Annotated in this window: 12 protein-coding genes and 1 pseudogene; 2 read left to right on the forward strand and 11 right to left on the reverse strand. The window is 62.0% G+C overall.

What is annotated here, in order from left to right; translation table 11 throughout:
• The first annotated feature begins 74 nt into the window (after positions 1-74).
• Entirely contained in the window at positions 75-1,118 is a 1,044-nt protein-coding gene (locus HJO_RS05365; RefSeq protein WP_051618304.1) for an aspartyl/asparaginyl beta-hydroxylase domain-containing protein, read from the forward strand.
• Between the two features lie 57 nt (positions 1,119-1,175).
• On the opposite strand, the gene HJO_RS05370 is transcribed toward HJO_RS05365, so the two are convergent.
• Complete coding sequence (locus HJO_RS05370) at positions 1,176-2,048, reverse strand: phosphatidylserine decarboxylase (protein WP_035614739.1); 873 nt, start codon at positions 2,046-2,048, stop codon at positions 1,176-1,178.
• 27 nt (positions 2,049-2,075) lie between these two features.
• Positions 2,076-3,914 (reverse strand): ABCB family ABC transporter ATP-binding protein/permease, encoded by a 1,839-nt coding sequence (locus tag HJO_RS05375; protein WP_241764675.1) that lies wholly within the window; start codon positions 3,912-3,914, stop codon positions 2,076-2,078.
• A gap of 133 nt (positions 3,915-4,047) precedes the next feature.
• Here HJO_RS05375 and HJO_RS05380 point away from each other — a divergent pair, with 133 nt between their 5' ends.
• On the forward strand, positions 4,048-4,611 hold the full coding sequence (locus tag HJO_RS05380; RefSeq protein WP_035615272.1) for an LOG family protein: 564 nt from the start codon (positions 4,048-4,050) through the stop codon (positions 4,609-4,611).
• Here the strand turns inward: HJO_RS05380 and secF are convergent.
• The 9 genes and pseudogenes from secF to tatB form a co-directional block, all read right to left on the reverse strand.
• Positions 4,601-5,593 carry a protein translocase subunit SecF gene (secF, locus tag HJO_RS05385; RefSeq protein WP_035614745.1) on the reverse strand — a complete coding sequence of 331 codons (993 nt, stop codon included), beginning with the start codon at positions 5,591-5,593 and terminating at the stop codon, positions 4,601-4,603. The two genes, HJO_RS05380 and secF, sit on opposite strands and share 11 nt — an antisense overlap.
• Before the next feature lie 19 nt (positions 5,594-5,612).
• Complete coding sequence (gene secD, locus HJO_RS05390; RefSeq protein WP_035614747.1) at positions 5,613-7,220, reverse strand: protein translocase subunit SecD; 1,608 nt, start codon at positions 7,218-7,220, stop codon at positions 5,613-5,615.
• A 30-nt stretch (positions 7,221-7,250) separates the two neighbouring features.
• Positions 7,251-7,622 carry a preprotein translocase subunit YajC gene (gene yajC, locus HJO_RS05395; protein WP_084141574.1) on the reverse strand — a complete coding sequence of 124 codons (372 nt, stop codon included), beginning with the start codon at positions 7,620-7,622 and terminating at the stop codon, positions 7,251-7,253.
• A gap of 126 nt (positions 7,623-7,748) precedes the next feature.
• The gene (locus HJO_RS05400; protein ID WP_035614749.1) at positions 7,749-8,402 is read right to left on the reverse strand and encodes a protein-L-isoaspartate O-methyltransferase family protein; all 654 of its coding nucleotides are present in this window, start codon (positions 8,400-8,402) and stop codon (positions 7,749-7,751) included.
• A complete protein-coding gene (gene surE / locus HJO_RS05405) occupies positions 8,390-9,151 on the reverse strand; it encodes a 5'/3'-nucleotidase SurE (RefSeq protein ID WP_035614753.1) in 762 nt (253 codons plus the stop codon). Before surE ends, HJO_RS05400 begins: the two co-directional genes overlap by 13 nt.
• Positions 9,148-10,533, reverse strand: coding sequence for a serine--tRNA ligase (gene serS / locus HJO_RS05410; protein ID WP_035614755.1), 1,386 nt, complete (start codon positions 10,531-10,533; stop codon positions 9,148-9,150). The genes surE and serS overlap by 4 nt, the downstream gene beginning before the upstream one ends.
• A 111-nt stretch (positions 10,534-10,644) precedes the next feature.
• A complete protein-coding gene (locus tag HJO_RS05415; protein WP_035614757.1) occupies positions 10,645-11,613 on the reverse strand; it encodes an NYN domain-containing protein in 969 nt (322 codons plus the stop codon).
• 86 nt (positions 11,614-11,699) lie between these two features.
• Positions 11,700-12,524 carry a twin-arginine translocase subunit TatC gene (tatC, locus tag HJO_RS05420; RefSeq protein ID WP_199285753.1) on the reverse strand — a complete coding sequence of 275 codons (825 nt, stop codon included), beginning with the start codon at positions 12,522-12,524 and terminating at the stop codon, positions 11,700-11,702.
• Between the two features lie 172 nt (positions 12,525-12,696).
• Positions 12,697-12,895 (reverse strand): annotated as a pseudogene (tatB, locus tag HJO_RS18895) (Sec-independent protein translocase protein TatB); the annotation flags it as partial.
• Between the last annotated feature and the right edge of the window lie 18 nt (positions 12,896-12,913).

Consider the following 12,913-nt stretch of genomic DNA (forward strand, 5'->3'; position numbering starts at 1 on the left):
GTTGCACGCGTCTCGGTCGCTTCTCACGTCCGGTGGATATTGACCTTGCCTGCCGCATTCGGCCATGTCGGGGCATGACCCCTGCCGCAACTCTCGACGCCCGCAAGCGATCCGCCTTCGAACATGCCCGCGCCGGCCGCCTCGCCGACGCGGCGGCCGACCTGCAGTCCGTCCTGCGAGAGGCCCCGCGGGATATCGGCGCGCTTCTCCTGCTTGGTGACGTCCTCCACGCCAGCGACAAAACCCAGGATGCCAGCCGGGCCTATGGCAGCGCCCTGCAGGCCGTGCAATTGCATGAAGGTCCTGTGCCCGACGGGTTCCAGGCAGGCTTGCAGCGCGCCTCGACCCGTCTCGGCGAATATGCCGGCCAGTACGAGGCATTCATCGAGTCCCGCCTGCCGACAGCCGCGCGCTCTGCCCGCTTCGACCAATCGGTCAGAATCCTGCTCGGCAAGTCCCAGATATACCTGCAGCAACCCACCAAGTACTATTTTCCGGCCCTGCCGCAGATCCAGTTCTACGACCGAACGGCGTTCGCATGGGCTGACGGTCTTGAAGCCAAGACACCGGCAATCCAGCAGGAATTGCGGAATGTCCTCGCTGACCATGCGGCGTTCCGCCCCTACTTGGAACGGGACGAAAGCCGACCGCATGTCAAAAGCCATGACCTGGTTGGAAATGACGACTGGAGCGCGTTCTACCTGTGGAAAGACGGCGCTCGCGTCGAAGAAAACTGCGCCCGGTGCCCCGTCACGGCGGCAGCATTTGATGAATTGCCCCTCGACTACCTGCCTGGCCAGGCGCCCTCGGTCCTGTTCTCGCTGTTGAAGCCGGGCGCCCACATCCCGCCTCATCACGGCCTCATCAACACGCGCCTGATCTGTCATCTCCCTGTGCTTGTGCCCGGTCCGGCCTGGCTGCGGGTTGGCAACGAGACGCGTCACTGGAAGGAAGGCGAGCTGCTCGCTTTCGACGACAGTATCGAGCATGAAGCGAAGAACGAGGCAGACCAGACCCGTGTGGTGCTGCTCTTCGATATATGGCGTCCGGAACTGTCGATGCAGGAGCGCGAGGAAGTCACCAAACTGCTGGGGGCAATTTCAGCCTATTCGGGGTGACGACGGGACAGCCCGCATTCCCGGGGCCCTGAATCGCTACCCGACGGCACACCATCCCTATTCTTCGTGCTTGCGCGCCGCTTCACGCAGCCGGGCGAATATCTCCGCCGGGTCATCCGGCACGGACACGTCCTCCGGCGAAGGATAATCGTCGTCGTCTTCCGGCTCGGCCTCGATCGCCAACGGCTCGTCCGTTTCGGCCACGTCATCTTCGGCTTCCGGGCTGTCGCTTGGCAGTTCTGTGTCGCCTTGTGTCTTCAGGCGGCCGAATACGGTTTCACCACCGACCACGGTCTGCCCGGGCCAGACCAGGCGCCCGACGCTCGCGGGTACATAGACATCGCACCATCCGCCAAGCCTGCGCGTGCCAAAGGGACGGCCGAGGCGTACAATGTCGCCTGCTTCCGTCGTCAATTCCATGCGCGGGCCGAATCCGCCCGTTGCCAGCCTGACGCCCACCTGTTGCCCGCGGCTTTCGAACGTCAGGTACGCGATCGACAGTCCGTCATCGTCCGGCCGCATGGCGAACAGGACGCCAGCTTCTCCCGCTTGCACGATCAGCGACTCCAGGCTGCCTGCAATCGGGGTGTAGAGCTTGTTGGTTGCTGTTGGTGCTGATGCAATGCGAATGCGCGTCGCACGGGTTTCGTTCAGGCGCAATTCGGAAGGTGGCTCGACGCTTTCAATGGACACAATCACGCCATCGCATGGCGCGACCACGCCGCTGGCCATGTCTGGCGGCGTTCGATGGGACCAGCGCGCAGCAAAGATCGCCAGGATGACACCGGCAAAGCCGATCCAGAACAGCGGCCCCCATATTGCTCCGAGCAGCAGCGCCACCAGCAAGGCGCCCAGTGCAGCTGCGACGCCCTCCCAATCTATCCCGGCGGTCATCCAGGGCATGCTTTTGCGATCAATGTCTTCAGGCATTCCAGTGGCCCCTTCCCCGGGCAAGAATTACTCGGCGACCAGCGCCAGATCGGCATTTTTGGCCTGCCGGTCCCACATATCAGCATATTTGCCGTCTTTTGCCAGCAGGCTCGCATGGTTCCCGCGTTCAATCACCCTGCCCGCTTCCAGGACGAGAATCTCGTCGGCGGACTTCACGGTCGACAAGCGGTGGGCCACCATCAGGGTCGTGCGTCCCTCGGCGGCCTCCTCCAGGGCGTCCTGGACGGCGGCCTCGGTGGCACTGTCCAGGGCAGATGTTGCTTCGTCCAGCACGAGGATCGCCGGGTCTGACAGGATCACACGAGCAATCCCCACGCGCTGCTTTTCGCCGCCAGACAGTTTCAGTCCGCGTTCACCGACCCGCGTATCCCAGCCATCGGGCAGGCTATCGATGAATTCGAGCAGTTGTGCCCGGCGGGCGGCATCGCGCAGTTCCGCCTCGGAAGCGTCTGGCCGCGCATAGCCGATATTGTAACGGATCGTATCATTGAACAGGACGACGTCCTGCGGCACGAGCCCCAGCGTCTTGCGGAGCGATTCCTGCGTCAGGGTGCGAACATCCTTGCCGTCGACCAGGACACGCCCGGAATCGACGTCATAGAATCGGAACAACAGCTTCAGCAGCGTGGACTTGCCGGCGCCGGACGTGCCAACGAACGCGATCTTGCGTCCGGGAGCGAGGTGGAAACTGACATCGCTGACGCCCACGGCCCGGCCCTCATGCGAAAAAGCCACGTTCTCGAAGGCAACTTCACCGCGCGGCGACACGATATCCACAGCGTCCGGCGCATCGGAAATGTCCGCCTTCATCGACAGGAGCCCGAACAGCTTCTCGAGGTCGACCGCTCCCTGCTTGATCTCTCGCCACGCCCAGCCAAGGATGTTCAGCGGTGCGTACAGCGACAACAGCATGAGCATGACAGCCGTCAGGTCGCCGATCTGCATCTTGCCGCCGATGACGTTCCAGGCCGACAGGACCATCACGGCCAAAAGGCCAAAGTTCATGACCAGCGCCTGCACAGCATTCAGGATGTACATGCTGCGGACGGTTTCAACGTAGCGGTCGTTATAGGTGCCCATCGCGGTGTCGAAACGGCCTGTCTCGCGGCGCTCGGCTGCAAACGCCTTCACGGTCTCGAAATTGGTCAGGATATCAACCGCCATCGCCCGGAAGTGCGTGTCGGCCTCGTTCATGCGCCGCCGCTGGCGCACCCGCCATTCGGTGATGATCACGGTGGCGACGACATAGATTATGATCGTTCCGATCGCGATCAACGCAAGCCGGTAGTCATACGCGATACCCAGCGCGATCGAGGCGAGGAACAGGCGGATGAAGGTCGGCCCGATATTGAAGGCCAGGAAACGAATCAGGTAGTCGATCGCTCCGGCGCCGCGCTCAATGACCCGGTTCAACGCACCTGTACGCCGGGTCTGATGGAAATTCAGGGACAGCAACTGGGCGTGCCCGAACGCATCCACGCTCGCAAGCCGCTGGGCATCCTGGCTGACGGGGGCGAAGAAATAGTCACGCATCTGGGGCATGGCCGCCGCCAGGAAGCGCACACCGATTCCGATCGCCAGCCACATCGCCGCAGCAGCGAAGGCAGCCGGCTCGCCCGGTTCAGGCGCAGCCTGGTTGATCGCGTGCCCAAGCACCAGCGGCGACACGACTTCCAGGACGGACGCGCCAAGTGTCAGTAATACGGCAATCGCCATGACGGGACGCCATTTGGCAAGTTCGGGCCGCGCCAGCAGCTTGAGAATCCGCAGGACCGAGACGCCAATGCCGCCATCAGCGCTATCGATCTTGTCGTGATTGCTGGGTGTGTCTGTCGTTTCTGTCATTCCGGCCATATGGGACGGAATCGGGTGAAGACAAAACGGCAATTGCGGTCGGGGAAATCCAACAGCCATTGGAACTGGCATTCCGGCGTGGCAGTCGTTATCTCTGCGCGTCGTTTTGAAAGCCGGAAATGCCATGAAGAAGCTGAAATCAATTTGCGTCTATTGCGGGGCCTCCGATGCCGTCGGCCCGGGCTATATCGCCCTTGCCGAGGAACTCGGCCGCGAGCTGGCAAAGCGCGACATTCGCCTCGTCTATGGCGGTGGTGGCGTCGGCCTGATGGGCGCCTGCGCACGGGCGGCGCATGAATCAGCCGGCGACGTGCTGGGCGTCATGCCACGCTTCCTGCTGCAGAAAGAGCGCGTTTACGAGGATGTCGAGCACAGGATCGTCGAGGACATGCACACGCGCAAGCAGATGATGTTCGACGAATCAGACGCCTTCATCGTCCTGCCCGGTGGTATCGGCACGCTGGAAGAAGCCGTCGAGATCCTGTCATGGGCGCGACTCGGGCTGCACGCCAAGCCAATGGCGTTCCTGGACGAGGATGGCTTCTGGGAACCCTTCTTCGACCTCATGGAGAAGATCATCGATGGCGGTTTCACGCCGGGCAGCTTCAGGTCGCTACTGGTTCATTCGGACTCGCCGGAGACAGCGATCGCGGCCCTGGAAGACCGCACCGTCGTGATCAGCGACTGACACCCTGGAAGCCCTGGACATCCTCGGCAGGTTTCTTGTTGAGGTCCATTCCCAGCGACAGGACAATCGCTGATGCGATGAAAATCGAGGAATACGTCCCGATAAATATACCCCAGATCAGCGCGAAGCTCATGCCGCGCAGGACGGGGCCACCGAGGAAGAAGATCGCGAACAGGGCCAGGAGCGTCGTACCGGACGTCAACAGCGTGCGTGACAAGGTCAGGTTCAGCGACTGATCGATCACCTGCCGGTCGGCCATCTTCTTGTATTTTCGGCGCTCCTCGCGGACGCGGTCAAACACGACGACCGTATCGTTCATGGAATAACCAATGATCGTCAGCAACGCCGCGATGGTCGTCAGGTTGAATTCCAGTTGCAGCAGCGCGAAGACGCCAAGCGTTATGATGACATCGTGCGCAAGCGCGGCAACGGCCCCGATGGAGAACTGCCACTCGAACCGGAACCAGATATAGGCCAGCATCAGCACCAGCGCGGCAACCAGCGCCATGATGCCCGATCTAAACAGCTCTCCGGATACTTTCGGGCCGACCGAATCGTCCCGCAGGAAGTCTTCGTCCGTCAGTCCCAGCTTGTCCTTCAGTGTCTCTGCAACAATGTCATTCGTGACCTGCTGGGCCCGTTCGGCCTGCGCCGCCGGGGCGAGGCTTGCAAATTCGTCGCCCAGCTTCGACGGATCAGCCGCACCGAATTTCACCACGACAATTGACCGCGCGTCGGTGCCAACGGCGCTGTTGACTTCGGCGGGAAATGGCATGGCGGCGCGCACGGACTCCACCGTGACAGTATCGGTCTGCTGCAGCTCCATGACGGTGCCACCGGCAAAGTCGACGCCGAGGTTCAGTCCACGTGTGGCAAGGAAATAGATGGAAGCCGTGATCATCAGAACGGACAGGAGTGCGCCACCGATGCGCAGGCTCATGAACTTCAGGTTCGTGGTTGCAGGCCAGTACTTGAGTAGCATTGTCTCTTCTCCTGATGGCCTAGACGGCGAGCTTGCGCGGACGGAAGCCCTTGAGCCACATGACCGTGAGCCACCGTGTGATGACAAAGGCCGTGAACACCGACGTGACGATACCGATGGCCAGTGTCACGGCGAATCCCTTCACCGGCCCCGAACCGAGCAGGTAGAGGATCGTCGCGGCGATGAAGGTGGTGATATTTGCGTCCAGGATTGTCGACAGCGCCCGTTCGTAGCCAGCCTGGACGGCGGTCAAGGGCGACCGGCCGGCCCGGTGCTCCTCCCTGATCCGCTCGAAGACCAGCACGTTGGCATCAACTGCCATACCAATCGTCAGGATGATCCCCGCAATACCGGGAAGCGTCAGCGTCGCGCCGAGGCCCGACAGTCCGCCGACGATCAGGACAATGTTCGCCGACAGCGACGCAACGGCAAAACAGCCCATCAGGCCGTAAGCGATGATCATGAACAGGGCGACCAGGCCGAGGCCGATCAGGGATGCGCGAATACCGGCGCGGATCGAATCCCGGCCAAGCGTGGCACTGACAGTCCGCTGGTCCAGGAACTGGACCTTCGCCGGCATTTCACCGGCCTCGATGATTGCAGCCAGGTCCTGGGCCTCTTCGAGCGTGAAACTGCCGGTAATGCGGACGCTGCCGCCGGGGATTGGTTCATTGATGCGCGGGGCCGACATGATCGTACCGTCAAGGACGATGGCGAACAGCTTGCCGGAGTTCAGGCGCGTCGTCTGGTAGAATTTCGAGGCACCGTTTCCGTTGAGGCGGAAATTGATCTGCGGCCGGTTGCCGTCGTCATAGCCCTGGCTTGCGGTCGCGATGTCAGATCCCACAACTTCCGGAATGTCACGTACCAGCAGCGGGCCGGTCTCAGGCCCGGTCAGCAGGTGATAGCCGGGTTTGACAACGCCGGCTTCGGCTGCAGCAATCGAGGACGGACTGCTATCGACCAGGTTGAAAGTCATTCGTCCGTCGCGGCTGAGCAGGTTTTTCAGGCGTGTCGCATCCGGCTCACCAGGCGCTTCAAGGATGATGCGGTCATTTCCCTGCGGCGTGATCGAGATTTCGCTGACGCCTTCCGGGTCGACCCGGCGCCGGACGATGGTCATCGTCTTGGCCAGGGCGCCTTTCATCAGGGCCTCTTCGGCTGTCGCCGGCACCGAGACCTTGATCAATTGCGGACTTGCCGCTTCGATTTCATAGGTCTTGGCGCCGCCGATCGCGCCCTCGACGCTGCCATTCAGCTTTCGGATCCGGGTCACCGCGTCATCAATCGGATAATTGCCATCGGCATCGGGACGGGTCAGGCGGACATTGAGTGTGCGGCCATCAACTTCCGACAAGTGGCCGATCAGGGGCTTGCCGTCCTTGTTGCTGAGCGCATTGCGCACATCGATGGCGAACACTTCCAGCCGGTTGGCAACAACCTCGTCCGGATTGATTTCCATCATCAGGTAGACCCCACCCTGAAGGTCGAGGCCAAGATTGACGCCATTCTTCGGAAGGAATCCCGGTGCGCCGGACATGTTGACGAGGTTCGGGAGCGCCATCAGCGTCCCCCACAGCATGACGCCAAGGATGAGGCTGATCTTCCACGGTGGAAACTGAAGCATGAATTCGTCCTAAAATTACGCTGGCAACGGCTAGTCGTTCGCGGCGACAGGCTCGTTCTTGCCGCGCACTTCAACGACCATGGCCTTGATGACGCGAACCCGCACGTTTTCAGCAAGGTCGACTGTCACTTCTGTTTCGCCAACCTTGGCAACCTTGCCGATCAGGCCGCCGGACGTCACCACCGTGTCGCCACGCTTCACGGCTTCAACCATCTGCCGGTGCTTCTTGGCGCGCTGCTGTTGCGGGCGGATAAGCAGGAAATAGAAGATCAGGACAAGCGGCAGGAAGAACAGGACCTGCGTCATCACGCCTGGTCCGGCCGCTGGTGGGCCCTCCTGCGCGATCGCTGGCAACGCCAGGGCCGCAAAAACGACAGACATGGCGGCGATTCTCTTCGGCATGGTGATCCTCTCCCTTTAATCATGGTACGCGGTACGGACCCGGAGGGCTATCGCGCGAAAGTCATGCCCCTATAGCTGTGGCCGCGAACCTTGGCAAACAAGCCCTGCAGCGGCGCGAATCGACGTTCAAAGCGCCTTGGACGTCCCTTCGACCAATGCAGGAAGCGGGTGAGCGATCGCCAGCCTCTGTCGTGACCCGTCGGCCTGTATCCGCAACAGATGCTGCGTAGCGCCCGTCGAGACCGGCGCAATGAGGGCGCCTCCCTTTGCCAGCTGGCCAAGCAGCAGGTCCGGCACGTCCGGCACAGACCCTGTCAGCAGGATCCGGTCATAGGGTCCGCGCTCCGGCCAGCCGTTCAATCCGTCGCCGCACCGGACCGCGACATTGCCCAGTCCGAGGTCCAGCATGCGCATCCGCGCGGCGTCGCACAGGCGCCGGAACCGGTCCATTGCGAAGACATCAGCGCCCAGCTGCGCGGCAAGCGCTGCCGTATAGCCGCTGCCCATGCCCACCAGCAGGATGCGCGCTTCCCTCACCTGCCGGATCTCAAGGGCCTGCAGCAACTGCCCGGTGACTGCGGGGCGCGGAATGATCTGCCCGCACGGTATCGGCAAGACGCAATCCTCGAACGCCAACCGTGCCAGCGCATCGCCATCCACAAAGGCGGCGCGGTCGATCGTCTCCATCGCTTTCAGGACGCCGTCGTCAGTAATCCCTTCCTGCCGGAGATGCAGGACAAGCCGCGCGGCGCGAAAAGGGTCTGCGATCAGCTCTGCCATGACTCGCGGAGCTTTTTCAGGAACGCCTCATGCGTCAAGTCCACATGCAGGGGCGTGACAGAAACAAAGCCGTCATAGATCGCCCGCAAGTCGGTCCCCGCGTCGGGCTTCGACAGCTTTCCCTTGTACCCGATCCAGTAATAATCGTTGCCGCGCAGGTCTTCGCGCCGGTCGGTATGGATGATCGTCTCGTCGCGGGCCCCTTGCCGCGTGATCTGGATCCCCCGGACATCTTCCGGTTCAAGGTCGGGGAAATTCACGTTGATCACCACGTCCTTGGGCCAGCCGAGATCAATCAGCGGCTTCAGCGTGCGTGCGCCCCAGGCCCGGGCGGTATCCCATGGCAGCGAGCCACGCTCACGAAAACTCTGCGCCTGGCTGAGGGCGATCGAGGGAATGCCCAGCTGCATGCCGAACATGGCCGCCGCAACAGTGCCGGAAAAACTGGTATCCTCGGCAAGGTTCTGGCCCCGGTTGACCCCGGACAGCACCAGGTCCGGCGCATCCGGCATCAGGTCCTGCATGGCCAGAAGGACACTGTCCGACGGCGTGCCGGCAATCGCCCAGGCCTTGGCGCCAACCTTGCGGGTGCGCACCGGCTGGGTCAGCGAGATGGCGCGCCCCTTGCCGGACTGTTCCTCTTCCGGCGCGGCGATCCAGATATCGTCACTGAGTTCCTTGGCGATGTCTTCCAGCACCGACAGGCCCGGCGCGTTGATCCCGTCATCATTGGTGAGGAGAATTCTCACGCGATGGTCTCCAGTCCGCCCATGTATGGGCGCAGCACTTCAGGCACGGTGATGGAGCCGTCCTCGTTCTGGTAGTTCTCGATGACAGCGACCAGCGTGCGGCCGACGGCGAGGCCGGAGCCGTTCAGCGTGTGGACGAATTCCGGCTTGGCGCCGGCCTCCTTGCGGAAGCGCGCATCCATGCGGCGGGCCTGGAAGTCGCCGCAATAGGAGCACGAACTGATCTCTCGATAGGTGTTCTGGCTCGGCAGCCAGACTTCGAGGTCATATGTCTTGCGCGCCCCTGCCCCCATGTCGCCGGTGCAGAGCAGCATGCGACGGAACGGCAGGTCGAGGCGTTTCAGGACTTCCTCGGCGCAGCCTGTCATGCGCTCGAGTTCGGCGAGGCCGGCTTCCTCATTCTCCACGATGGAGACGAGTTCGACCTTGTTGAACTGGTGCAGCCGGATCATGCCCTTCGTATCGCGCCCCGCGCTACCGGCTTCCGAACGGAAGCAAGGCGTGTGCGCAGTGAAGCGGAGCGGGAGACGCGAGGCGTCGAGGATCTGCTCGCGGACAAGGTTCGTGAGCGGGACTTCGGCGGTGGGGATCAGAAAGTGTTTCGATTCTAGTTCTTCAATTTCAGCCAAAATCTTGGCGTGGTCTGCACCATACCTGTCGATGAGATAGTTCATCGTCTTTGCGTCGATGCCGGTGACCGTAAACAGATCTTCTTCGAACTTCGGCAGCTGGCCAGTCCCAATCAAAGCTTGGTCTTTCACCAATAGCGGCGGGCTCACTTCTTCATAGCCGTGCTCACCTGTCTGCAGGTCCAGCATGAAGGCGGCCAGCGCGCGTTCCATGCGGGCGAGAGGCCCACGCAGGGCGACGAAGCGGGCACCGCTCATCTTCACGGCAGAATCGAAATCCATCTGCGGGAAACCGGCATCGCTTTTCAGCGCCTCGCCGAGATCGGCATGGTCTTTCGGATTATTGATTCGTTTCGGCTCGCCCCAGCGGCCTTGCTCGACATTGCTCTCTTCGTCCTCGCCTTCCGGCACGTCGGCCAGTGGCAGGTTGGGCAGGCCCATCAGGATGTCGTCCAACAGCGCCCTGGCGGCGGCCTCCTGTTCACCCGCAGCCTCGATCGTGTCCTTGGCTTCGGCGACGAGGGCCATGAGACGCGCGGCCTCTTCCTCGTTCTTTTCCGCCTTCGCCCGTCCGATCAGCTTGGAATTCTCGTTGCGGACCTTTTCGGCGTCCTGCTTGTCGGTCACCGCTTTGCGCAGGGCGGCGTCATGCGCGTGGATCTGGTCGACAATATCGCCCAGTCCCGGCTTGCGGCGGTTCCAGGCGGCGCGGAAAGCGTCCGGATTGTCTCGGATGGCGCGGATATCGAACATGGGGCAGTCCTGAATGTGGGTTTGCACCTGCGTCTAATGCCCCACGCGGGCCCCGTCCACTGGCCGCGGTGCCCGAAGGCGCGTTTCAGGGTGGATGTCCCGCGTGCGGGCCTAGGCCTGGCCGGTCGCCTGAACGGTTGGCACAGGCTGCTCCGCCTTCACCGGCATCCGGCAGATCACCTGCGCGCCCTTGCGCTTTTGCGGACGCACATCAATGCACGGTTCGATCGTGCTCAGACGCATCATCAGCACCGCATAATTTCGCAGGCCGAACCAGGCCGCCACGCCCTTGCGCGGCACCGTCGTGAAGTCCGGGATGGCCGACAGGGCCTTGATGATCTTTTCGCGCGAAATCGGCTGGTCGGGCGTACGGGCGCCCAGGTTCATCACGATCTCTGCGGCGCGGGTGAGGTGAGGATGCGTGTCGTCAGACGCGCCGCTCTCCACATCCATCTGGTCCATCACCGCTTCGCGCACCTTCATCATCAGCGGCGACCGGCGCTCCTGCACCAGGCGGGGCGCGGCGACCACCGGGGCCGGGCTGCGCAACCGATACCATTTGCGCTTGGTGCGTTCATAGTCACACGCCGCCTTCAGGGCAGACATGTGCACAACCGCGTCGGCGTGCTGGGAATACAGCTCGTAAGTCGGGTCCGTCTCCTTGCCGGCGGTCACGACGCGCAGGCCGGGGGCCTGAATCCGATTCACCACAGGCACGAAATCCGAATCAGTCGTCAGAACGATGATCTCTTCAAGATCCTTTTCCTGGAGGGACAGCGTGATTGCATCCATCGTCAGCACGATGTCGGCAGAACTCTTTCCCGCCGAAATCTTGCTCTTGGCAAACGCCCGGCAGTTGAAGACTTCGAATCCGGCCGCCTCGAAAGCAGGCCTGTGTATATCGTGTTGCAGGTTCCAGTAGACGCGCTTGGTCAGGAACTTGCGCCGCCTGTGCCGTTCAGACAACGCACCGTCGGCCAACCAGAGCACCCAATTGTCGATATTCTCGCTGAATCCGGGCCCGGTCGCAGCGTAAATATTGTCGAAATCGACAAGGAGAACGCTGTTGACGCGTGGCAAAGGATTCTCCTTTATTCGCTGCTGGGGCGAATCCCGAATCTTCTACATCCAGCGTTGGTTTGCAACAGCGCGACGCAGAATTCCACCTATTCCGCTGCGTCTGTGGATTCCCGCTCGGCTTCCTTCTTCTCGATCAGCTTCACGCTGAAGATCGAGATTTCATAAAGCAGGTAGACCGGACCGGTCAGCAGAAGCTGGGAAATAATGTCCGGTGGCGTGAAAATCGCGGAGAAAGCCAGGATCACGACGATCGCATACTTCCGGCCGGAGATCAGCGTCTGCGCCGACACGATGCCGATCTTGCCCAGCAAGGTCAGGATCACCGGCAACTGGAAGGAAATCCCGAAGGCCAGCATCAGGGCCATCACCAGCGACAGGTATTCCGACACCTTGGGCAACAGCTTGATCGTTGCAACGCCGCTGTTGATCTGCTCCTGCGAGATCGAGAACCGCGCCAGCATGGGCAGCATCAGCACGTAAACGAACGCGGCGCCCAGCGTGAACAGGATTGGTGCGATGACGAGGAACGGCCAGAAAGCGCCGCGCTCCTGCTTGTACAGGCCCGGCGCAACAAAGGCGTAAGCCTGCCAGGCAATCACCGGGAACGAAACGAAAATGCCCGCGAACAGGGCCAGTTTCACCTTGGCGAAGAAAAATTCCATCGGCGCGGTGAAGATGAGTTCCAGCGGTGCACCGCGCAGCGCTTCTGCCTTGGCGGCGAATGGCGCGAGCAGGAAGTCATAGATGGGCTGGGCGACAAAAAAGCAGCCGAGCGACGCAACACCCAGGACTGCGAGTGACAGGATGAGGCGCGAACGCAGCTCCGTCAGGTGCTCCAGCAGGGGCGCCCGGCTGGCTTCCACTTCGTCGAGAATTTCGGGCTGTTCATCCTTGGGTGGGGTCGTATTCACGCAGCGTCGTCCTTGGACTTGGGCTGCGCGTCAGCCTCAGGGGCTGGTGCCGGTTCCGGGTCGGGCGCGGCCTGTCCGGATTTTTTCATGACGGCGGAATTGATCTCGCCTTCCATATTGGCGAGGTCCGCCTGGGCGTCGGTCATGGCATTGCTGCGCTTCAGGTCTTCGATTTCCTTGCGCAGGTCTTCCAGCTCGCTCTGGCGGGCAATGTCCTCGAAGGCGGCCTGGAATTCACGCGCCATGCCGCGCGCCTTGCCAACAAACTGGCCAAGCTTGCGCATCATCATCGGCAGGTCCTTCGGGCCCACAATGATGAGCGCCGCCAGGGCCAGAATGAGGAGTTCGGAAAAACCGACGCCGGGCAGCATTATGCGCCCTCCACCAGA

The organism is Hyphomonas johnsonii MHS-2 (assembly GCF_000685275.1).
In the GTDB taxonomy this organism is placed as follows: domain Bacteria; phylum Pseudomonadota; class Alphaproteobacteria; order Caulobacterales; family Hyphomonadaceae; genus Hyphomonas; species Hyphomonas johnsonii.